This is a genomic window from Janthinobacterium sp. (assembly GCF_031995485.1).
GTDB lineage: Bacteria > Pseudomonadota > Gammaproteobacteria > Burkholderiales > Burkholderiaceae_D > Janthinobacterium.
The window spans coordinates 17,995-37,211 of record NZ_DAMAGB010000045.1; the positions used below are offsets into that span (position 1 = coordinate 17,995).

The window sequence follows — 19,217 nt, forward strand, 5'->3', positions numbered from 1 at the left end:
GCAACGCATGAAAATCTCCTCCGGCAATACCGGCGCCAGCGTGCGCAGCAGCGCCGTCGCGCCGACCGAAGCGATCGCGGAAAACGCCGGCGCGGCGGCGGCCGCCGGCGGCTCGTCGGCCGGCGCCGAACTGCAGTCGGCCGTGCTGCAGCCGGCCATCGCCGCGCTGCGCGCCATGCCCGATATCGACCACGAGCGGGTGGCGTTCCTGCGCGACGCGCTGGCCAGGGGCGAACTGCCGTTCGATCCGTCAAAAATTGCTGGCCTGATCCAGCGCTTTCACGGCAACGACGCATGACCGCGCCACGCAAGGGCATCACGCGCCAGGAAGCCGTGCAACGGGTACTGCAAGGCATCGCCGACGACCGCCAGGGCTATGACGCGCTGCTGGCATTATTGGAAGAGCAGTTCCAGGCGGCCCTGCGCCACCAGACCGGGCAATTGAGCGTGCTGGCCGGACAGATTGTCGCCGCCGTCGAGCTGCTTGACGGACGGCGCCGCCAGCGCGTCAGCCTGGTCACCGCCCTGCTCGGGCCGAAGGCGGACATGAGCCAACTGTTCGCGCTGCTGCAGCCTGACGCCCGCGCCACGGCGAGCGCCAGCTGGGACACGCTGGAACAGATGGTGCTCGAATGCAAGCGCCTGAACACGCGCAACAGCCAATTATTGACAGAACAATTTACGACCATGCAGCGCGTGCTGCACGGCGAGGAACATATTTATGCGCCAGGCTGATTTTTTTGCCAGCAATGCCCGCGCCATGGCGGCGACGACAGCTACTGCCCCGACGGCAGCGGTGCAAAGCAATATGCGCGCAACCAGTGGCACGGCATCCACCGCCGCTTTCAGCAGCGTGTTCCAGCAGGTGCAGGGCGAAGTGGCGGCGTTTATCGAACAGGGTGGCCGGGGCGGCAGCAACGCCACCACGCTCAGTCCCGAGGCCCGCGCCTGGTCGGCCAGTCAAGCCGCCAGCACCGCGCCCGTGAATGTGCTGGGCGCCGTCAGCCAGGGTGGCGAAGCGGCTGGAGTGGGCGAAGTGCAGCAGCAGTTTTTAGCCTCGATCAAACCGTGGACCGAGGAAACCGGCGCGCGCCTGGGCGTGGCGCCGGAAATCGTCGCCGCCCATGCGGCACTGGAATCGGGCTGGGGCAAGCGTCCGCTGCGCCAAGGCACGACCGACACCAACAATCTGTTCGGCATCAAGGCCGGCGGCAAATGGCAGGGCGAAGTGGCCCATGCGCTGACCACCGAATATGCGGGCGACAGCGGCGCGGCGCTGAAAAAGACGGAACGGTTCCGCAGCTACCCGGACCAGGCCAGCGCCTTCCGCGACTACGCGCAAGTGCTGATCGACAATCCGCGCTACCGCGCCGCCCTCAACACGGGCAGCGACGCGCAGGCCTTTGCACAAGGCCTGGCGCGCGGCGGCTATGCTACCGACCCGAACTACGCGGCCAAGCTGAGCCAGCTGGCGGCGCGCCTGCAGCGCAGCGCCGCCGCGGCCGCGGACTGATCAGCGGCCGGCCAGCTCGGCCGGCTCGACCACGCCCGCCTCCACCACCCTGGCGCGGATGATCGTGCCGCTGCCGGCATTGCGCACGCGGATCACCTCCCCTTGCGCGCCGGCATCCATCGCCACGCCATCCATGCTGACCTGCACCTGTTCCTTGCGCGCCACAATATTCACGGGCGCGCCCCGCTTGACCAGCACCGGCGAAGCCAGCTGGCCCTGGCGCAGCACTTCGCCGGCGCGCAGGCTGCGCCGGCTCGACAGGCCCACCACGGCCGGCAAGGAAGCGATGCTGTCGGCGATCATCGTCACGTCGCGCCGCGCCAGTTCCACTTCGCCGGCCTCGATCGGCGTATTCGCCGTAACGGGCGCCGTGGTGACCGCCACCCTGGCCGTGACAGTGGCGCGCGCCAGCATTTCGTGGCGCCAGCCGCCCGCGCCGGGACAGCTGGCGACAAAGCGCATGCGCTGCGGCGAACGGCTGTCGACCGCTTCGAGCAGCACCCGCGCCGGGCACGGCGGCATCACACGCGTGGTTTTTACAACAGCGACCTGGAACAGCGGTTCCAGCAGTCCCGCAGAGGCAGCCTGCCGTGCCAGCTGCTCCTGGGCCAGTTGTTCCACCTGCAAAAATATATTGTCGGCTGGCAATTCAGCGCGTCCTGCACTACTATAGAGGCTGGTCAGTAAAAACAGGCTGGGGAGCAGCGCGCGAAAAGGTCGTGCCTTGTTGTAAGCCACGACATAGTTGTCTGAGTAAATCATTGCTAACCTTATTTGCGATCCTGATCAAACACATTGAAGCAGCATGACCTTACCATGCGTCAACATGACCAGGCAGGCATTTTACGCCTGCACTCACATTTCCAGCCCGAACCGCACCAGCACGAACGAATTCAACACAAAGGATGACCATGGGGATTAATTTCAAGGACGCACTGGGCGTGCATGCCGATGCCCTGGCGCTGCGCGCCGACCGCACACGCGTGCTGGCCGCCAACATCGCCAATGAAAACACGCCAGGCTTCCAGGCCATGGACATGGACTTCGGCAGCGCGCTGCAGCAGTTGCAGGACAGCGAGGCGGGCATGCTGTCGACCGATGACGACGCCAGCTCGCTGTACCGCGTGCCGTATCAGCCCAGCCGCGATGGCAACACGGTGGAAATCGGCGTCGAGCAGGCCGCCTTTTCGCAGAACGCCAGCGACTTCCAGACCAGCCTCAGTTTCGTCAACATGAAACTCAAGGGACTGGCCAAGGCCATTTCCGGACAAGGATAAGCATGAGCTTCCAGGATATTTCCAAGATCGCCGGTTCGGCCATGGCGGCGCAGACCGTGCGCCTCAATACCATCGCCAGCAACCTGGCCAATGCGGACTCGGCCGCAGGTTCCGAAGCCGAGACCTACCGCGCGCGCAAACCCGTGTTTGCTGCCGTGATGGATGGCAGCGGCGCCTCGGGCGCCGGCGGCCGGGTGCAGGTGCTCGACGTGGTGCAGAGCGACGAGCCGCTGCGCAAGGTGTACGAGCCGGGCCATCCGATGGCCGATGCCGACGGCATGGTGTTCTACCCGAACGTCAACCAGGTGGCCGAGATGACCGACATGATGTCGGCCTCGCGCGCGTTTGAAACAAATGTTGAAGTTTTGGGCCGCATCAAGTCGATGCAGCAATCGCTCCTCAAATTAGGTGAAGTGTAAGCCATGGAAACCACCCTTTTTACCGGCAGTACCGGCACCGGCAGCAGCACCAGCAATGCCGTCGCCTCGCAGAACAATGCCACGCAGGACATGTTCACCAAGCTGCTGGTGGCGCAGATCCGCAACCAGGATCCGCTGGCGCCGACCGACCCGAGCCAGTTCGTCAATCAGCTGACGCAGCAGGCGCAGACCGAAGCGATGCAGAACCTGTCGACGCTGACCAGCGCCAATGCCAGCGTGCTGCAAAGCATGCAAGTGCTGGCGCTGGGTGCACAGGTGGGCTCCGAAGTGCTGGTCAACAGCAGCACGGTGCAGCTCGACGGCGTCAAGGTCAGCGGCAACATCACCCTGGCCGCCAACAGCAGCAAGACCACGCTGACGCTGAAGGATGCGTACGACAAGCAATACACGATCGAACTGGGCGCCAAGGCGGCCGGCAGCGTGCCGTTCACCATCGATCCGGAAAAGCTGGGCCTGCCGGCCGGCACCTACACGATGGCGGTGACCACCAGCAATGACGAAAAACCGACGGTCGATATCGCAGGCAAACTGAGCAGTGTTCGCCTGTCGGCCGCCGGCAGCATGATCCTCAATGTCGCCAACCTGGGTGAAGTCAGCCCCGGCGCGATCACCGGTTTCAACGGAAAAACGTCCTGATCCGCCTGTAGCGCTCCCCGGCTTTTCACACCAATCACCCTGTCCTTCACTAAAGGAAGTTCACCATGAGTTTCGACATCGCGCTGTCCGGCATCCAGGCCATCAACCAGCAACTGACCACCTCCAGCAACAATATCGCCAATGCCGGCACCTACGGCTTTCGCAGCAGCCGCGCCAACTTCTCGTCGATGTACGCCGGTGCGCGCGCAACGGGCGTGGAAATCGGTTCGACCACGCAAAGCATGAGCGTCAACGGCGGCGTGCTGAACACGGGCCGCACCCTCGACGCGGCGATCGACGGCCGTGGCTACTTTGTCAGCCGCGATGCGCAAAATACCCTGAGCTACAGCCGCGTCGGCATTTTCAGTGCCAGCAACAGCGGCTACCTGGTCGACTCGAATGGCAAGATGGTGCAAGGTTACGCCGCCGCGGCGGAAGGCAGCACTACGCTGGGCGCCATGGGCGACCTGAAAATCCCGACCGGCCAGATTCCTGCCAAGGCCACCACCAAACTGAACTACGTCGCCAACATGTCGTCCGAATGGACCGCCAAGCCGGCCACCAGCGTCTTCAACAAGGACGATATCGCCACCTACAACAGCGCCAAGGTTTCCGTTCTGTACGATACGCTGGGCGCCAAGCACACGCTGAACCAGTACTTCGTGAAGACCGGCGAAAACAGCATGACGGTGCACTACACGCTGGACGACAAGCTGACCACCACGCCGGCCTCGGTCAAGCTGACCTTCGGCACCGACGGCCAGCTCGAAACGGTGGACGGCAAGATCGCCAACAATATCCCGACTGCGCCGGCCGTCAAGGGCGCCGACTGGAAACCGGTATTTGCCGGCATCGACATGGCCGACCCGGTCGCCAATTCGGGCGCTGCCGCCCTCGCCTTCAAGCTCGACTACTCCGAGACCACCCAGTACGCCGGCGAAGCAACCACCTCGACCAACAAGTCGGACGGCTACGCCTCGGGTACCTACACCGGCGTGGAACTGGCCAACGACGGCTCGATCGTGGCCAAGTACACCAACGGCGAAACGCAGAACGTCGGCACCATCGCGCTGGCCAACTTCGCCGATGAGGGCGCGCTGACCGCCGTCAACGACACCAGCTGGATCGCCTCGACTACTTCCGGCGCGCCGCTGTACGAGCGTCCGGGCGTGGGCATGGCCGGCAAGCTGGCCACCAGCGCGCTGGAACAGTCGAACGTCGACATCACCACCGAACTGGTGGGCCTGATGACCTCGCAGCGCAACTACCAGGCCAACTCGAAAGTGCTGTCGACCGAAAACGCCATGCTGCAATCGCTGATGCAAGCATTGTAATGACGGCCACGCAAAGGTAAACAAGCATGGATGCCCTGATTTACACCGCCATGAGCGGCGCCGACCGTGCCCTGCGGGCACAGCAGGTACACGCCAACAACCTGGCCAATATCGAGACCAGCGGCTTTCGCGCCAACCTGGAAGTGTCGACCGCGCAAAGCCTGCAGAGCGGCTACGGCTACGACGACCGCCACATGACGCAGACGCAGTCGAGCGCGATCTCGACGCGCACCGGGACCATCAAGGAAACCGGGCGCGAGCTCGACGTGGCGATCACGGGCAACGGCTTTCTGGCGGTGCAGTGGCAGAACGGCGAAGCCTACACGCGCGCCGGCGCCATGGAACTCGATGAAACCGGCGCGCTGACGCTGAACGGCCGGCCGGTGCTGGGCGAAGGCGGTCCGATCACCTTGCCTGAACACACCAGCCTGTCGATCGGCTCGGACGGCACCATTTCGATCCAGGTGCCGGGCGCGGCGCAGATGCAGACGGTGGACAAGCTCAAGTTGGTAAACGCCGAAACGGGCGAGCTGACCAAGAACGAAGCGGGCCTGGTGGTGGCGCGCAGTGGCGCCGACCTGGATGCGGACCCGACAGTGCGCATCCGCGACCGCCATATCGAAGGCAGCAATGTCTCGGCGGTCGAGGAAATGGTCGCCACCATGAGCCTGAACCGCAGCTTCGAAATGCAGATGAAGGTCTTCAAGGCCAGCGACTCGATGACCGAATCGGGCAACCGCCTGCTCGGCGCCTGAACCCGCACGCCAACCAATATCCAAGGAGTAATCAATGAATCCAGCAATGTGGATCAGCAAGACCGGCGTGCAGGCGCAAGACGCCAAGCTGCAAGCCATCGCCAACAACCTGGCCAACGTCAATACGGTCGGCTTCAAGCGCGACCGCGTGGTGTTCGAAGACCTGTTCTACCAGGTCGAGCAGCAGCCGGGCACGCAGCGCGCCGACAATACCCTGTCGCCATCGGGCGTGCAGCTCGGTAACGGCACGCATATGGTCGGCACGCAAAAGGTGTTTACCACCGGCAGCCTGCAAACGACCAGCCGCGAATTCGACGTCGCCATCACCGGCAACGGCTTTCTGCAGGTGCTGCGCCCGAACGGCGAAGCGGCCTACACGCGCGCCGGCCAGCTGGGCATCGACGCCAACGGCGTGATGGTCAACGCCCAGGGCCTGCCGCTGGTGCCGCAGATCACCGTGCCGAACAACGCCAGCGCGATCACCATCGCTGAAAACGGCATGGTCTCGGCCACCATCCCCGGCAACGTGGCGGCGACCGAACTGGGCCAGCTGACGCTGACCAGCTTTGTCAATCCGACCGGTTTGCTGGCACTGGGCGAAAACCTGTTCCAGGAAACCGCATCGAGCGGCACGCCGACCGAAGGCCGTCCGGGCGAAGGCGCACTGGGCAAGCTGAAGCAGTACGCGCTGGAAGGCTCGAACGTGCAGGTGGTCGAAGAGATGGTCGACATGATCGCGGCCCAGCGTACCTATGAAATGAACACCAAGGTACTGTCGGCGGCCGACAACATGCTGCAATACCTGGCACAAGCGGCACGCTGATGCAAGCCGCCAAGCAAGCCATCCTGGCGCTGGCCGCCGTGCTGCTGGCCGGCTGTGCCAGCCATCCGGCCGCGCCGGTGGCGCCGACGTTTTCCGAAGAGCCGCTGGTGGCGCAGCGCGGCAGCGGACGCGGCGGCGTGGCGGGCGGCGTCTTCAATCCCGATGCGGGCATGTCGCTGACCTCGGACAGCCGCGCCTTTCGCGTCGGCGACGTGGTGACGGTGGCGCTGCAGGAAACCACCCAGGCCAGCAAGAAGGCCGGCACCTCGTTCAACAAGGGTTCCTCGGTGGGCGTGCAGGCGGCCAATCTCCTCGGCAAGACCTTCCCCAAGACCGGCATCGACCTGTCGGCCGACCGCAACTTTGCCGGCGACGCCACCAGCACGCAGCAAAATGCGCTGTCCGGCGCGATCACCGTGATCGTGCAGGAAGTGCTGCCGAACGGCCTGCTGCGGGTGCAGGGCGAAAAAACCCTGACGCTGAACCAGGGCGAAGAATTCGTGCGCCTGCGCGGCTACCTGCGTGCGGCCGATATCGATTCGAACAACCAGGTGTCGTCCCTGCGCATTGCCAATGCGCGGATCGCCTATTCCGGCCAGGGCACCCTGGCCGAAGCCAATACCCCGGGCTGGCTGACGCGCTTTTTCGTCGGCCCGTGGATGCCGTTTTAAGGTGACCTCATGAAATTGCGTTCCGTCCTGCCCGTGGCCATGCTGGCTGTCTTCTGCGGCATCGCGCTGCCCGCCTCGGCCGCGCAAGTGCTGCGCAACCTGGTCAGCATCGAAGGCGTGCGCGAGAACCCGCTGGTGGGCTACGGCCTGGTGGTCGGCCTGAACGGCAGCGGCGACACCACCCAGGTGAAGTTCTCCAGCCAGTCGGTGGTCAACATGCTCAAGCAGTTCGGCGTGAAGCTGCCCGACGGCGCCGAGTCGAAAAGCAAGAACGTGGCCACCGTCATGGTCAGCGCCGTATTTCCGCCCGGCTATCGCCGCGGCCAGGCGATCGACGTCACGGTGTCGTCGCTGGGCGACGCGAAAAGCCTGCGCGGCGGCACCCTGCTGCTGACGCAGCTGCGCGCGGCCGACAATGAAACCTATGCCCTGGCGCAAGGCAACGTGGTGGTCGGCGGCCTCAATGCCACCGGCAAGAGCGGCTCGTCCGTCACCGTCAATACGCCGACCTCGGGGCGGATACCGAATGGCGCCAATATCGAGCGCGAAATCCTCAGCGACTTTTCCACCAGGCCGACCGTTACATTGAATCTGCGCCACCCGCATTTCGAAACCGCCATCAATATCGTCGAAGCTGTCAACCGCCGCTTCGGCGCCGTCGCCACCACCAGCGACGCCACCAGCGTGGAAGTGATCGCGCCGGAAAACCCGACCCAGCGCGTGGCCTTCATGGCCAAGCTCGAAGCATTGACGGTCGACGTCGGCGTCGACACGCCGAAAGTCGTGTTCAATTCGCGCACCGGCACGGTGGTGATCGCCGAAGGCCTGCGCGTCAAGGCCGCCGCCGTCACCCACGGTTCGCTCAAGGTGGTGATTTCCGAAAGTTCGGCCGTCAGCCAGCCGGCGCCGTTCGGCCGCGGCCAGACCACCGTCACGCCGCAATCGAAAGTCTCGGTCGACCAGGGCAACGGCAATATGTTCAAGTGGCCGGCCGGCGCCAAGCTGCAGGCCATCATCGACGTGGTCAACAGCCTGGGCGCCTCGCCCGACGACATCATGGCGATCCTGCAGGCATTGGACCAGGCCGGCGCCATCGAAGGCGAACTGGTGGTGATCTGATGACTTTCCCTATCGACAACAGCAACGGCGCCCTGCCCTCGGCGCTGGACGACCGCAGTCCTGGCGCGGTCGCGCCCGCCGATCCGCGCTACGCCGCCAAGGCCACCGAGGCCGCCGTCAAGTTCGAAGCCTTTTTCATTTCGCACATGCTGCGCCAGATGCGCTCGGGCACGCGCGAGATGGCCGGCGAGGACAGCGTGTACAAGGATCCGGTCAACAGCGACATGCTGGAACTGGCGGACAACCTGGTGGCCGACAAGATGGCCGGCCAGCGCGCGTTCGGCATCGCCGACGCGATCTTGCGCCAGCTGCTGCCGGCCGCCGCCGCGCCATCCACAAAAATCGATGTCAAGTCGGACAAAGTTGCCGCCGGACTTAATAAGTCCGCATAAAGTGTCGCCTGTCACTAAGGTAGCGACATCGCCCCTTATCACGAAAGAAATGCCATGAGCATGATCAGCAATGCCCTGTCGGGCAGCATCGCCGCGCAAGCCGCGCTCGGTGCAGCGAGCCAGAATATCGCCAACCTGCAAACCCCGGGCTATACCCGCCAGGGCGTGTTGCTCAGTTCGCTTGGCGCCGGTGCTGGCGTGCGTTCGGCCGGCAATGGCGTGGAAGTGGGCGCCCTGATGCGCTTCAGCGATGCCTACAAGAGCCAGCAGATGTGGCGCGCCGCCTCGGACCAGGGCCTGCGCTCGCAAGCCCAGCCTTACCTGACCCAGCTCGAACGCGTGATGGGCGATGAAAGCTCGAGCATCAGCAAGGGCATCGACGGCTTTTTCACGGCCCTGAACGCGGCCGCCGTCGATCCCACCTCGACCCCGCTGCGCCAGCAGATCATTACCTCGGCCGACGCCATGGCCCAGCATTTCAACAGCATCAACAATGTGATGAGCAACCAGGTGCTGTCGCTGCACCAGCAGCGCGCCGCGATGATGCCGCAGGCCAATACGGCACTGCAGAACATCGCCTCGCTGAACCAGCGCATCTCGACCTCGAACGCGGCCGGCACCAATGTCTCGGCGCTGATCGATGCGCGCGACCAGCTGGTCGACGGCCTGGCGGCGCAGATGGCGATCGAAGTCAACACCCAGCCCGACGGTTCGCTGAACATTTCCCTGAAAAGCGGCCAGCCGCTGGTGATCGGCAATATGTCGAGCACGCTGACGAGCAGCGAAAACGCCGCTGGCGAGCAGAGCATCACCCTGAAATTTGCCAATTCGACGTTCAAGCTGGACAACGTCGCCATCGGCGGCCAGATCGGCGGCCTGGGCGAATTCGAACAGAACACGCTGCAGCCGCTGCAGCAGTCGCTGCGCGACCTGGGCAAGAGCCTGACGGACAATGTCAACAAGCAGCTGAACCTGGGGCAGACCATGGCCGGCGCGGCCGGTCCCGACCTGTTCGTCTATACTGACGGCGTGATGTCGATCAAGAAAGATTTCACGGCAGCCGACCTGGCGCTGGCCAGCGCCGGCGGCGCCGCCGGCGACAGCAAGAACCTGCAAAGCCTGATCGACATCAAGAACAAGCCGATCACCGTGACCTGGGTGGGCGAAGTGCTCATCAGCGACGCCGATACGCAGCTGGTGGGCAAGCTGGGCATCCAGAGCCAGCAGAACCAGGCCCTGCTGGCAACCGCCGATACCGTGCGCACGCAGGCGGTCAACGACTGGAAAGCCACCAGCGCCGTCAACAAGGACGAAGAAGCGATGAACCTGGTGGAATTCCAGAATATGTACCAGGCGAACATGAAAGTCATTTCGGTCGCCAATACGCTGTTTGACGCCACTTTGGCAATGATGGGTTAAGGAGCAAGATCATGCGTGTAGCCAGCAGCCAGTACCAGACGCTGATCAATGTATCGATCCAGCAGAACCAGGAACGCATCAATTACCTGACGCAGCAGATGTCGTCGGGCCTGCGCATCCAGCTGCCATCGGACGATCCGATCGGCAACGTGCGCATTTCGCGCCTGACGCGCGAACAGGCGATGGTCACCCAGTACAAGGACAATATCTCCTCGGTCCAGACGCGCCTGCTGAAAAACGAGAATTACCTGTCGAGCATGGTGACCGACATGGGCCAGGCGCGCGACCTGCTGGTGTGGGCCGCCGATGGCAGCAATGCGCCGTCCGACCTGAAGGCGATGACCGAATCGCTGCGCGCCATGCGCGACAGCGTGGTCTACACGTCCAACCTGAAGGACCAGGAAGGCCGCTACATGTTTTCCGGCACCGCCACCGACACGCCGGCGATCGCCTATGACCCCACCGCCGCGGCCGGTTCGCGCTACACCTATACGGGCAATACGGAAACGCAGACCGTGGTGGTCGGCAATGGCATCACGCAGGCGGCCAACGTCGACGTCAAAAATCTCGAAGCCTGGCTCAACAAGATCGACCAGACCATCGAAACGCTGAACGCGCCCGGTCTCGATCCGGCCGATCCGGCGGTGCGCGCGGTTGTCACCACCGCGCTGGACGGCACCGATGAAGGCATGGAACTGTTATCCGGCAAGATCGCCATCTTCGGCGGCGCGCAGAACATCCTGGCCACGCTGAACAACAATCTGGACAATGTGTCGCTGTCGAACAATACCGCCCTGCTGGAATTGAAGAAGGCCGACATCGGCGCGGCGGCGATCGAGCTGACCGGCTACCAGACGGCGCTGGAAGCGACCTATAAAGCCTACAGCAAAGTGGGTTCACTCTCCCTGTTCGACCTTCTCTGATCCCCATGCAAATCGTTCAGCTCCCTACTTCTTCAGGCGTTGCCGGCAAAGGCAGCGGCACGGCACGCGGCGTCGATGGCGCCACGGGCAGCGTTGACGGCGCCGGCACGCGCGCCGACGGCGCCGCGCCCAGGGGGGCGACATCGACGCTGAAACGCGGGCTGAGCAACTGGGATCACCAGCTGCAGGGCGAGATTTCGAATGCACAACAAACGCTCGATTACCTCGAGCGCAGCAGCAGCCAGCTGCAGGCGCTGAAAAGCGAACTGGCCGCCAAGCTGGCGGCGCGCGCCGGCCGCGATGGCCAGGTCGAAGCGCGCGTGCGCCAGTTCAGCAGCACCTGGCGCGAGCGCAGCAGTGCTTCGGGCGGCTCGCTCGACGCCCAGCTGGGCTACAGCAGTCCGCAAACGGCGCAGCAAAGCTTTACCATCCGTGGCCTGACCATGGCCAGCCTGCAGGAAGGCTCGCAGGAAGTGCTGGCGTTTTCCGTCGGCGGCGCCAGCCAGGCGCTGCGTTCGGTGAATATCGAACCGGGCCTGTCGGACGACGAGATCATCGCCCGCTTCGACCGCGCCCTGATGCCGTCGAATATCCGCGTGCGCCAGGGAGAAGATGGCCAGGTCGTGTTCAGCACGCCCGAGTCGTCGTGGGCCAATGTGCGCGACAGCCTGGCCGTGCGCGGCGGCGGCATCCGCTTCCCGACCGGCCAGATGAACCGCGTCAGGACCGATCCGGAACCGGCCGCCATCGCGCCGGAACAATGGGACACAGGCGACATCGAAGCGCTGCGCGCCACCCTGCATGAAGTGGTGCAGGCGCTGGCGCATATCGAGCAGTCGCGCGCCGCGGTCAGCCTGGCGCTGGCGCAGGCCACGGCCCGCGTCGAGAACGCCCAGGCAGCGCCCGCCGATACCGGCATGGATACGGTGGCGCAAAGCTTCACCGAAAAGGCAAGCAAGCCGGGCTACGAATCGCTGATGGCGATCAGTTCGGCCCTGGTCGGCATCAGCCGCGAACGCGTGATCGCGCTGCTTGGCCTGCAGCGCTAAGCCGTCTTCAGCTACGGCTTTCAGCGCCCCATGCGGCGCCGGCGCAGCCCGAAATCATGTCCCACCACCAGCAAGGTGGACGCCACCAGGCTGGACAGGCCCACGATCAGCTGGATCAGCTTGTCGTCGGGCAAAATCCACAATGACGAATCCGGCGTTTCGCAGCCGGTTGCCGCGCTGATCAGAGGCGCAATCCAGGCCGCGTCCGGCGTGACGTCGAGCACGACGGCGCCGTCGGCGCTGGTCTGCATATAGATGTCGCCGCCTTCGGCCAGCGTAAAGCAGATGCCGACCCCGGTTTCATGCGCGGCGATATTGTCCTGCATGCTGCGGTTGTGCTCCTCGATCCAGACTTCCACGTCGTACGGTGTTTCCAGGTGCTCCCATGGGCGGGGACGGAATCGCGGCCGTGCCAGGATCTCCTCCGCTGCCGTGGTGTCCACGCTGCCTGCTGTACTGCCTGTGCTGTCTTCTGCTGCGCCTTGCATATATGCCTTCTCTGCGGTGATGCGGCGGAACCCCTGCCCTCCAGCCACCATTATCCTCTGTTCATGGCGGCAAGGAAAACCATCAATAAAACTGACAGCTTTCAACTTTTAATATCAGGTCTATTGATCTATCATGCCTGCCAGTTCATTTTGACGGGCACCTTATGCAAGGCATCAAACGCAAGATCGTCTACGTCACCGCCTTTGAAATCATCGGCATGACCATCTCCACGCTGTGGCTGACCCTGCTGTCGGGCGAATCGCCGACCAGCACCGGCCCGCTGGCCATCATGATCACGAGTATTGCCGTGATCTGGAACCTGCTCTACAACACTGCTTTCGAATACTGGGAAATCCGGCAAGTGTCGCGCACGCGCACCGTGTGGCGCCGCATTGTGCATGCGATCGGCTTCCAGATCACGCTGGTGGTCTACCTGATCCCGCTGATCGCCTGGTGGCTCCATATCAGCCTGTGGGATGCGTTCGTGCTCGACTTTGCGCTGATGCTGATCATTCCGTGCTACAGCTTTGTCTTCAACTATGTGTTTGACGGCCTGTTCGGCGTGCCGCTGTCGGCGCAGCAGCCGAAGGAAGAGGCCGGCTCGATTCAGGGCGCTTCGGCCAGCAACTGAAGAAAGGTCCGCGCCGCCATGCCGAGCGGCCGGTCCTTCATCCACACCAGGTGGATCGGCAGCGCCAGGCCATTGCCGGTGTTCTTGAACGCCAGCCGGCGCACGCGGCCGGCCGCCAGCGAGCCGGCAATCGCCGACTGGGCGAAGTTGCCCCAGCCCAGGCCCGCCTCCACCATCGCCAGCGCCATTGGCAGGCTGTCGGTGCGCCAGTGCGACAGGCCCACCACCGGGCGCGCATCGGCCAGGTCCAGTTCGCGGCTGGCAACGATAATCTGGCGCAAATTCACCAGTTCCTCGATATACACGGCGCGCCCCGTCTCGCCGGGCGGATGTTGCGTGGAGATAATCGCCAGCAAGGCGTCGCTGCCGACCAGCTGGAACTGCTCCGCATGATTGATGCGCCCGCCGCCAAACGCCATGCAGGCGCTGACGCGGCCCCGGTGCAGCAGGTCCAGCACATCGTCCTGCGGCGCGGTCAGCACTTCAATATCGAGCAGCGGATGGCGCTGCGACAGCGCCTGTACGGCGCGCAGGAAAGGCGCGTGGTCGAGTTCGGCCGCGATACCGAGCGAGATGCGGCTTTCCAGCCCCTGCGACAGTTGCTGGACATGCAGGTGCAGCTGCTTGAGCTGTTCGGCGATCAGGCGCGCATGCGGGATCAGGGCGATGGCGGCCGGGGTTGGCACGGCTTCGCGCGCGCCGCGGTCGAACAGGGCAATGCCCAGTTCGGCCTCCAGCTGGGCGACCGCCATGCTGACCGCCGACGGCGCCCGCTTCAGGGCGCGCGCGGCGCCGGAAAACGAGCGGCCATCGACCACGGCGAGAAACAGTTCGATATTATGGCTGGACAGTTTCATTGCCTGCCAGCCGGCAAAGCGGACATCAGCCCTTCCAGGTGCGCTGCAGGCCCGTATCGGCATGGATCCAGCCGCCGCGCGGACCGGCGCGGTAGTAGAACCCCACGCCGCCCTGCTTGAAGCTGCGCACCAGCGAACCGAGCACTTCGGCGTTCAGGTTGGCCACGCGGATATCGGCCGCCTTGCCCGAGATATGCAGCGACTGGCGCGCGGCGGGCACCCCCGCTTCGCGCAGCTTGCTGTTCGATTCGGCCGTGCGGTAGCCCGACAGGATCTCGAGCGGCTGCTCGATGCCGTAGCGGGCGATAAAGGCCTGCGTGCCCCACAGCGTCTCGAACAGCTTCGGATCGATCGCCGTCGTCTTCTTGCCGTTGACGTCACGCAGCAAATGGCACAGCTCCTGGTACGCCGAATCGATGATTTCGCCATCTTTCCAGTACAGCAGCCGGGCTTTTTCATTGCTGGCCGGGCGCACCACTTCCAGCGTGCGCGGCTTGAGCCAGAAATCCAGGTCGAGTATCTGCGCGTCGAAAATATCGGGCGGTGGTTCCATTTCGGTAATCGGCGCGCCATTGCGTGTCGTCGCCGAGCGGTCGATGCTGGCCAGCTGCTGTGGCTGCGCCGGCACGCCGGTCTTGGGCGGGCGCGGCTTGGCGCCGGCCGAGGCCATGGCCGGTTTCTCCGTGCGCGAAGCGCAGCCGATCAGCGGCGTGGCCACCAGGCCGATGGCGGCCAGGCCCATGCCGTGTTGTAGAAAGTTTCTGCGCGATGCCATAGTCCACCCCAAATAACGATGGGGAATACTATAGCGTATTGTGTCGCGAAGAAAAACCCTGCACGCTATCGTGCCGGACTGATTTCAAGGTATTTTCCATTCTGTCAGGCGTCAGGCCGCCGCAGCGATGCGCGCTTCGTCAAACGCCAGCGAACTCAGCGGCTTGTCGAGCAGATAACCCTGGGCCACGATCGGCAAGCCGGTGGCAGCGGCGATGCGCTGCAGCGCCTGCAAGGCGGCTGGCGTGTCGAGGCGCTTGAAGACCACGCGGATGTTCGCCGCATGGCACAGCGTGACGAAATTGGCGGCCGCGTCTTCATCGCCGAGGTTGCCGGCGTCCAGCTTGAAGCTGTGCGGATGCAGCCGCTCCAGCAGGCCGATCGCCTCGTTGACGCTGTTGACATTGATGGCCAGGCGAAAGCCGTTGCGGCGGTAATTGTCGGCCACGTAATTCAGCAGCCAGCTCTGGTTGGCGGTCACGGTCGGCAGCTGCAGCACGATGCGCTCGATCGGCAGGCCCAGCGCGTCGAGAATGCGCTGGAACGCATGGCCGTGGTTGCTGCTGACGGCGCTCAGCAGCCGGTCGTGCACGTTCAGGTACAGGTCGGACTGTTCCGCTTCGGGCTGGCGGAAGAAATTGATCGCGTGCAGCATGCGGCACAAGCGGTCCAGCTCCACCGACTCGTCGTCGCTGGCCGCGTGGTCAAGCAGGCGCCACAGCGACAGCCCTTCGTCGGCCTTCGACACGCTGCGCGCCAGGCCTTCATGGGCCAGCACCTTGCCGCTGCCGAGTTCGCGCAGCGGCTGGAAGGCGCTGGTCATGGTGCAGTTGAAAAAGCGCCCCAGCGCCCTGCCCTCGTCGTCCAGCCAGACACTGGTACTGGCCTGCGTCTGGTGCGACAGGCGGGCCAGGTAATTTTTGAGGACGGGAAACGGCATGCTGACTCCTTGGGGTGAGGTTGCGCCATGGCCGCCTCGCAGGGAGGGCTGGCGCCAAAACGTGCAGATTAAGCGAGCCTGCCTGAAATCAGAACGAATGCTTTCGCCATTTGATATACGGATAGCAAATAAGCGTCGCAGAGCTGCAACGGCATATGCATATGCTGAAAAAATCGTTTTCGCCGGGCGGCGATGGCCTTACTGTGATCCTGTACCGACATCATCAGGAAGGGCCAGCATGTGCCAGCTACTCGCAATGAACAGCAGCAAACCCGCCGCACTGGGTTTTTCGTTTGCCGGTTTTACGGAACGGGGCGGACGCACCGGCGAGCATCGCGACGGCTGGGGCATCGCTTTTCACTCCAGCGAAGGCTGCACCCTGCTGACCGACCACCTGGCCGCCATCGATTCGCCGCTGGCGCAGCAACTGCACGACAATCCCGTCAAGGCAAAAAATATCGTCGCGCATATCCGCAAGGCCACGCATGGCCGCATCGCGCCGGAAAACACGCATCCGTTTGCGCGCGAACTGTGGGGCAAGACCTGGTCATTCGCGCACAATGGCGAACTCAAACCGTGGCATACGCCGGACAGCGCGCATTACGGCGCCGCCGGCGACACCGACAGCGAACAGGCGTTCTGCCATCTGCTCGGTGCGCTGCGCGCCCGCTTTCCCGACGGCGAGCCGGCGCGCGGCGTGCTGCGCGCGGCGATCACCGAGATCGCCGGCGAGATCGCCGCCAACGGCAGCTTCAATTTCATCCTGTCCGATGGCGACATCCTGTTCGCGCACTGCTCGACGCATCTGCACTACGTGATCCGCGAGTACCCGTTTTCCGTGGCGCAACTGATCGACTGCGAACGCAGCATCGACTTTCGCCAGCACAACCACCTCGACGACCGCATCGCCGTCATCGCCACCCATCCGCTGACGGAAAACGAACCGTGGACGGCGTTTGCGCCGGGCGAACTGAAGGTGTTTGCCGGCGGCGCGCTGCTGCACGACACAGCGCCGCAGCGCGGCGTGTATATCCAGATCAGTTACTGAAGAGAATTAAAACACCAGTCGCAAGCAAACGCACATGGGGCCAAGCGGGGCGCGCGTCTCTGGCCCGCCATCTATGCGTTTTTTGCCTTGCGCCTTTCAATATAGCGGATGGCTTGACTTCAGCAAACTGGTCACGGCGAGTGGAAAAACTCAGGCCGAATTGCAGTTGCAAAAGCGTTTGCGCTTGGCATCGCCCTTGGGATCGCCCGTGACCAGGCAGGAGGGATCGAGCGCCTTCCAGCAGAACACCGTTTCCACGCCGTACGGCGAGCGTACATTGCCCGCCTCGCCATATCCCTGCTTGACGAAGAATGCCTGGCCGCTGGCCGTGCTGTGCAGTTGCAGCGCCTTGATGCCCCACTCTTTTGCCTGCGCTTCCAGCTGCTCGACCAGCGCCGTGCCGGCGCCGCGGCGCTGCGCTTCGGGCAGCAGGTAGCACAGGGCCAGCTTGCCGGCGCGCGTCAGCAGCGCCACGCCCACGACCTTGCCGGCGTCGACGGCGACCAGTGCATGGTTGGTGGGCGACGCAAACCAGCACGCCACCATCTGCGGTGTTTTATTGCCCAGCCACGCTTCCAGGATGGCCGGATCGTCCCGGTGATCGAGGGCGCAGCACTCGACGATGGAACGCCGCAATACATTGCACGCGTCGCCAGCGTCGGCCGATGTTGCAATACGAATTTCAAGACTCATGGATGCTCACAAATTATTCCGGTTGCCGATACAGGCGGTTTCACCCTGCAGCGCGCGATTCCGACTATACACCAAGCGGCGCGTTCGGGTTTTTTTGCACCGCGCCGCCAGCCGGTTTTGCCTGTGGCGCGCCCTTGCAGGCTAAGCGCGGATGGCGCCCTTGCCCACGAATGTTTTCAAAAATCCATATCTGTTTTTTGAGCGAAAACGCGATCGCATCTAAGCATATTACGAAATGTTCGTTTCCAATCCGGCCAGAATTCTAGACTATGTCCTTCTGCATCCACCACACGAGAAGAACATGCCCAAACAACACGCCGCATTCCCGCTCACCGCCTCGCCCGTCGCGTCGCGCACACGCCGCTGGTTCCTGGCCGGCGCCATCGCCGCCAGCGCCTTTGCCGCAGGCCTGCCGATGGCCGCCAGCGCCGCCGAACCGGTGGTGCTGCTGAATGTGTCGTATGACGTGATGCGCGAATTGTTCAAGGACGTCAATCCGGCGTTTATCGCCGACTGGCAGAAGAAAACCGGCGAAACCATCACCATCAAGCAGTCGCACGGCGGTTCGAGCAAACAGGCGCGCTCGGTGGCCGACGGCCTGGAAGCGTCGGTCGTGACGATGAACCAGGCCAATGACATCGACCTGCTGGTCGACCGTGGCCTGGTGGCGGCCGACTGGGCCAGGAAATTCCCGAACAACGCCGCGCCGTTCTACTCGACCATGGTGTACCTGGTGCGCAAGGGTAATCCGAAACAGATCAAGGACTGGGACGACCTGGCCAAGCCCGGCATCAAGGTGATCGTGCCGAATCCGAAAACCTCGGGCAACGGCCGCTACACCTATCTGGCGGCCTGGGGCTATGCCGTGAAAAAAGGCGGCACCGAAGCGCAGGCGCGCGACCTGGTCACCCGCCTGTTCAAGAACGTGCCGGTGCTCGACGGCGGCGGGCGCGGCGCCACCACCACCTTCACCCAGCGTGAAATCGGCGACGTGCTGGTGACGTTTGAAAACGAAGTGCAACTGGTGCGCAAGGAATTCGGCGACAACTTCGAAGTGGTCTACCCGAGCAGCTCGATCCTGGCCGAGTCGCCGGTGGCCGTGGTCGACAAGGTGGTCGACCGCCGCGGCATCCGCAAGGAAGCCACCGCCTACCTGCAATACCTGTATTCGGAACCGGGCCAGGAACTGGCAGCCCGGCACTTCCTGCGCCCGCGTTCGGCTGCGGTCGCCAAGAAATATGCGGCCAGCTTCAAGCCGATCAGCCTGTTTACGGTCGACGAGGTATTCGGCGGCTGGAAACAAGCCCAGAAAAAACACTTTGACGATGGCGGCGAGTTTGACAAGATCTACCAGAAGTAATCACGTATCGTCACCGTCAGCGTAGGTCGGATTAGGCGCGCAGCGCCGTAATCCGACACCATTGTTGAGAACGG

At 63.8% G+C, this 19,217-nt stretch carries 24 protein-coding genes; 18 read left to right on the plus strand and 6 right to left on the minus strand.

The genetic code is table 11. The features are described from left to right. Nucleotides 1-7: 7 nt before the first annotated feature. The 3 genes from flgM (at nt 8) to RTQ46_RS21320 (ending at nt 1,513) form a co-directional block, all read left to right on the plus strand. Entirely contained in the window at nt 8-298 is a 291-nt protein-coding gene (gene flgM / locus RTQ46_RS21310; protein ID WP_312439592.1) for a flagellar biosynthesis anti-sigma factor FlgM, read from the plus strand. Next, entirely contained in the window at nt 295-735 is a 441-nt protein-coding gene (locus tag RTQ46_RS21315; protein WP_312439593.1) for a flagellar protein FlgN, read from the plus strand. Before flgM ends, RTQ46_RS21315 begins: the two co-directional genes overlap by 4 nt. 73 nt (nt 736-808) lie before the next feature. Continuing rightward, nucleotides 809-1,513 carry a glucosaminidase domain-containing protein gene (locus RTQ46_RS21320; RefSeq protein ID WP_312439594.1) on the plus strand — a complete coding sequence of 235 codons (705 nt, stop codon included), beginning with the start codon at nt 809-811 and terminating at the stop codon, nt 1,511-1,513. Here RTQ46_RS21320 and flgA read toward each other — a convergent pair whose 3' ends face one another. Continuing rightward, nucleotides 1,514-2,161, minus strand: a complete 648-nt coding sequence (flgA, locus tag RTQ46_RS21325; RefSeq protein WP_312439595.1) for a flagellar basal body P-ring formation chaperone FlgA — start codon at nt 2,159-2,161, stop codon at nt 1,514-1,516. A gap of 263 nt (nt 2,162-2,424) precedes the next feature. Here flgA and flgB point away from each other — a divergent pair, with 263 nt between their 5' ends. The 12 genes from flgB to RTQ46_RS21385 all read left to right on the plus strand — a co-directional run bounded on the left by flgB (nt 2,425) and on the right by RTQ46_RS21385 (nt 12,351). Continuing rightward, nucleotides 2,425-2,790, plus strand: a complete 366-nt coding sequence (gene flgB, locus RTQ46_RS21330) for a flagellar basal body rod protein FlgB (protein WP_312439596.1) — start codon at nt 2,425-2,427, stop codon at nt 2,788-2,790. Between the two features lie 2 nt (nt 2,791-2,792). Beyond that, nucleotides 2,793-3,209: a flagellar basal body rod protein FlgC gene (gene flgC, locus RTQ46_RS21335; protein ID WP_312439597.1), complete on the plus strand. Its 417-nt coding sequence runs from the start codon at nt 2,793-2,795 to the stop codon at nt 3,207-3,209. Between the two features lie 3 nt (nt 3,210-3,212). Beyond that, nucleotides 3,213-3,866 carry a flagellar hook capping FlgD N-terminal domain-containing protein gene (locus RTQ46_RS21340; RefSeq protein WP_312439598.1) on the plus strand — a complete coding sequence of 218 codons (654 nt, stop codon included), beginning with the start codon at nt 3,213-3,215 and terminating at the stop codon, nt 3,864-3,866. A gap of 65 nt (nt 3,867-3,931) precedes the next feature. Next, entirely contained in the window at nt 3,932-5,200 is a 1,269-nt protein-coding gene (locus tag RTQ46_RS21345; protein ID WP_312439599.1) for a flagellar hook-basal body complex protein, read from the plus strand. A gap of 26 nt (nt 5,201-5,226) precedes the next feature. After that, a complete protein-coding gene (gene flgF, locus RTQ46_RS21350; protein ID WP_312439600.1) occupies nt 5,227-5,955 on the plus strand; it encodes a flagellar basal-body rod protein FlgF in 729 nt (242 codons plus the stop codon). A gap of 34 nt (nt 5,956-5,989) precedes the next feature. Next, the gene (gene flgG, locus RTQ46_RS21355) at nt 5,990-6,778 is read left to right on the plus strand and encodes a flagellar basal-body rod protein FlgG (protein WP_312439601.1); all 789 of its coding nucleotides are present in this window, start codon (nt 5,990-5,992) and stop codon (nt 6,776-6,778) included. After that, nucleotides 6,778-7,449, plus strand: a complete 672-nt coding sequence (gene flgH / locus RTQ46_RS21360; RefSeq protein ID WP_312439602.1) for a flagellar basal body L-ring protein FlgH — start codon at nt 6,778-6,780, stop codon at nt 7,447-7,449. Before flgG ends, flgH begins: the two co-directional genes overlap by 1 nt. 9 nt (nt 7,450-7,458) lie before the next feature. Continuing rightward, on the plus strand, nt 7,459-8,568 hold the full coding sequence (locus RTQ46_RS21365; RefSeq protein ID WP_312439603.1) for a flagellar basal body P-ring protein FlgI: 1,110 nt from the start codon (nt 7,459-7,461) through the stop codon (nt 8,566-8,568). Then, nucleotides 8,568-8,960 (plus strand): flagellar biosynthesis protein FlgJ, encoded by a 393-nt coding sequence (locus RTQ46_RS21370; RefSeq protein WP_312439604.1) that lies wholly within the window; start codon nt 8,568-8,570, stop codon nt 8,958-8,960. Before RTQ46_RS21365 ends, RTQ46_RS21370 begins: the two co-directional genes overlap by 1 nt. Before the next feature lie 54 nt (nt 8,961-9,014). After that, nucleotides 9,015-10,379 (plus strand): flagellar hook-associated protein FlgK, encoded by a 1,365-nt coding sequence (flgK, locus tag RTQ46_RS21375; RefSeq protein ID WP_312439605.1) that lies wholly within the window; start codon nt 9,015-9,017, stop codon nt 10,377-10,379. An 11-nt stretch (nt 10,380-10,390) separates the two neighbouring features. Continuing rightward, complete coding sequence (gene flgL, locus RTQ46_RS21380; RefSeq protein WP_312439606.1) at nt 10,391-11,302, plus strand: flagellar hook-associated protein FlgL; 912 nt, start codon at nt 10,391-10,393, stop codon at nt 11,300-11,302. A gap of 5 nt (nt 11,303-11,307) precedes the next feature. After that, nucleotides 11,308-12,351, plus strand: a complete 1,044-nt coding sequence (locus tag RTQ46_RS21385; RefSeq protein WP_312439607.1) for a hypothetical protein — start codon at nt 11,308-11,310, stop codon at nt 12,349-12,351. A 20-nt stretch (nt 12,352-12,371) separates the two neighbouring features. On the opposite strand, the gene RTQ46_RS21390 is transcribed toward RTQ46_RS21385, so the two are convergent. Continuing rightward, the gene (locus RTQ46_RS21390) at nt 12,372-12,794 is read right to left on the minus strand and encodes a hypothetical protein (RefSeq protein WP_312439608.1); all 423 of its coding nucleotides are present in this window, start codon (nt 12,792-12,794) and stop codon (nt 12,372-12,374) included. Nucleotides 12,795-13,003: 209 nt separating this feature from the next. Here RTQ46_RS21390 and RTQ46_RS21395 point away from each other — a divergent pair, with 209 nt between their 5' ends. Further along, nucleotides 13,004-13,471: a PACE efflux transporter gene (locus RTQ46_RS21395; protein ID WP_312439609.1), complete on the plus strand. Its 468-nt coding sequence runs from the start codon at nt 13,004-13,006 to the stop codon at nt 13,469-13,471. Here RTQ46_RS21395 and RTQ46_RS21400 read toward each other — a convergent pair. From RTQ46_RS21400 to RTQ46_RS21410, 3 genes are all read right to left on the minus strand, one after another. Next, nucleotides 13,447-14,328 carry a LysR family transcriptional regulator gene (locus RTQ46_RS21400; RefSeq protein ID WP_312439610.1) on the minus strand — a complete coding sequence of 294 codons (882 nt, stop codon included), beginning with the start codon at nt 14,326-14,328 and terminating at the stop codon, nt 13,447-13,449. The two genes, RTQ46_RS21395 and RTQ46_RS21400, sit on opposite strands and share 25 nt — an antisense overlap. A gap of 25 nt (nt 14,329-14,353) precedes the next feature. Further along, nucleotides 14,354-15,103, minus strand: coding sequence for a DUF882 domain-containing protein (locus tag RTQ46_RS21405; RefSeq protein ID WP_409518360.1), 750 nt, complete (start codon nt 15,101-15,103; stop codon nt 14,354-14,356). A 111-nt stretch (nt 15,104-15,214) separates the two neighbouring features. After that, on the minus strand, nt 15,215-16,042 hold the full coding sequence (locus tag RTQ46_RS21410) for an EAL domain-containing protein (protein WP_312439611.1): 828 nt from the start codon (nt 16,040-16,042) through the stop codon (nt 15,215-15,217). A gap of 238 nt (nt 16,043-16,280) precedes the next feature. Here RTQ46_RS21410 and RTQ46_RS21415 point away from each other — a divergent pair, with 238 nt between their 5' ends. Further along, nucleotides 16,281-17,090: a class II glutamine amidotransferase gene (locus tag RTQ46_RS21415; protein WP_312439612.1), complete on the plus strand. Its 810-nt coding sequence runs from the start codon at nt 16,281-16,283 to the stop codon at nt 17,088-17,090. 150 nt (nt 17,091-17,240) lie between these two features. Here the strand turns inward: RTQ46_RS21415 and RTQ46_RS21420 are convergent, their stop codons facing one another. Then, nucleotides 17,241-17,783: a GNAT family N-acetyltransferase gene (locus RTQ46_RS21420; RefSeq protein ID WP_312439613.1), complete on the minus strand. Its 543-nt coding sequence runs from the start codon at nt 17,781-17,783 to the stop codon at nt 17,241-17,243. 301 nt (nt 17,784-18,084) lie between these two features. On the opposite strand from RTQ46_RS21420, the gene RTQ46_RS21425 reads away from it, so the two are divergent. Beyond that, nucleotides 18,085-19,143 carry a sulfate ABC transporter substrate-binding protein gene (locus RTQ46_RS21425; RefSeq protein WP_312439614.1) on the plus strand — a complete coding sequence of 353 codons (1,059 nt, stop codon included), beginning with the start codon at nt 18,085-18,087 and terminating at the stop codon, nt 19,141-19,143. The last annotated feature ends 74 nt before the right edge of the window (nt 19,144-19,217 follow it).

Bases quoted from the DNA above. Each gene is read 5' to 3' on its own strand.
- flgM (WP_312439592.1), top strand. From the start codon at position 8: ATGAAAATCTCCTCCGGCAATACCGGCGCCAGCGTGCGCAGCAGCGCC.
- RTQ46_RS21315 (WP_312439593.1), top strand. From the start codon at position 295: ATGACCGCGCCACGCAAGGGCATCACGCGCCAGGAAGCCGTGCAACGG.
- RTQ46_RS21320 (WP_312439594.1), top strand. From the start codon at position 809: ATGCGCGCAACCAGTGGCACGGCATCCACCGCCGCTTTCAGCAGCGTG.
- flgB (WP_312439596.1), top strand. From the start codon at position 2,425: ATGGGGATTAATTTCAAGGACGCACTGGGCGTGCATGCCGATGCCCTG.
- flgC (WP_312439597.1), top strand. From the start codon at position 2,793: ATGAGCTTCCAGGATATTTCCAAGATCGCCGGTTCGGCCATGGCGGCG.
- RTQ46_RS21340 (WP_312439598.1), top strand. From the start codon at position 3,213: ATGGAAACCACCCTTTTTACCGGCAGTACCGGCACCGGCAGCAGCACC.
- RTQ46_RS21345 (WP_312439599.1), top strand. From the start codon at position 3,932: ATGAGTTTCGACATCGCGCTGTCCGGCATCCAGGCCATCAACCAGCAA.
- flgF (WP_312439600.1), top strand. From the start codon at position 5,227: ATGGATGCCCTGATTTACACCGCCATGAGCGGCGCCGACCGTGCCCTG.
- flgG (WP_312439601.1), top strand. From the start codon at position 5,990: ATGAATCCAGCAATGTGGATCAGCAAGACCGGCGTGCAGGCGCAAGAC.
- flgH (WP_312439602.1), top strand. From the start codon at position 6,778: ATGCAAGCCGCCAAGCAAGCCATCCTGGCGCTGGCCGCCGTGCTGCTG.
- RTQ46_RS21365 (WP_312439603.1), top strand. From the start codon at position 7,459: ATGAAATTGCGTTCCGTCCTGCCCGTGGCCATGCTGGCTGTCTTCTGC.
- RTQ46_RS21370 (WP_312439604.1), top strand. From the start codon at position 8,568: ATGACTTTCCCTATCGACAACAGCAACGGCGCCCTGCCCTCGGCGCTG.
- flgK (WP_312439605.1), top strand. From the start codon at position 9,015: ATGAGCATGATCAGCAATGCCCTGTCGGGCAGCATCGCCGCGCAAGCC.
- flgL (WP_312439606.1), top strand. From the start codon at position 10,391: ATGCGTGTAGCCAGCAGCCAGTACCAGACGCTGATCAATGTATCGATC.
- RTQ46_RS21385 (WP_312439607.1), top strand. From the start codon at position 11,308: ATGCAAATCGTTCAGCTCCCTACTTCTTCAGGCGTTGCCGGCAAAGGC.
- RTQ46_RS21395 (WP_312439609.1), top strand. From the start codon at position 13,004: ATGCAAGGCATCAAACGCAAGATCGTCTACGTCACCGCCTTTGAAATC.
- RTQ46_RS21400 (WP_312439610.1), bottom strand. From the start codon at position 14,328: ATGAAACTGTCCAGCCATAATATCGAACTGTTTCTCGCCGTGGTCGAT.
- RTQ46_RS21405 (WP_409518360.1), bottom strand. From the start codon at position 15,103: ATGGCATCGCGCAGAAACTTTCTACAACACGGCATGGGCCTGGCCGCC.
- RTQ46_RS21410 (WP_312439611.1), bottom strand. From the start codon at position 16,042: ATGCCGTTTCCCGTCCTCAAAAATTACCTGGCCCGCCTGTCGCACCAG.
- RTQ46_RS21415 (WP_312439612.1), top strand. From the start codon at position 16,281: ATGTGCCAGCTACTCGCAATGAACAGCAGCAAACCCGCCGCACTGGGT.
- RTQ46_RS21420 (WP_312439613.1), bottom strand. From the start codon at position 17,783: ATGAGTCTTGAAATTCGTATTGCAACATCGGCCGACGCTGGCGACGCG.
- RTQ46_RS21425 (WP_312439614.1), top strand. From the start codon at position 18,085: ATGCCCAAACAACACGCCGCATTCCCGCTCACCGCCTCGCCCGTCGCG.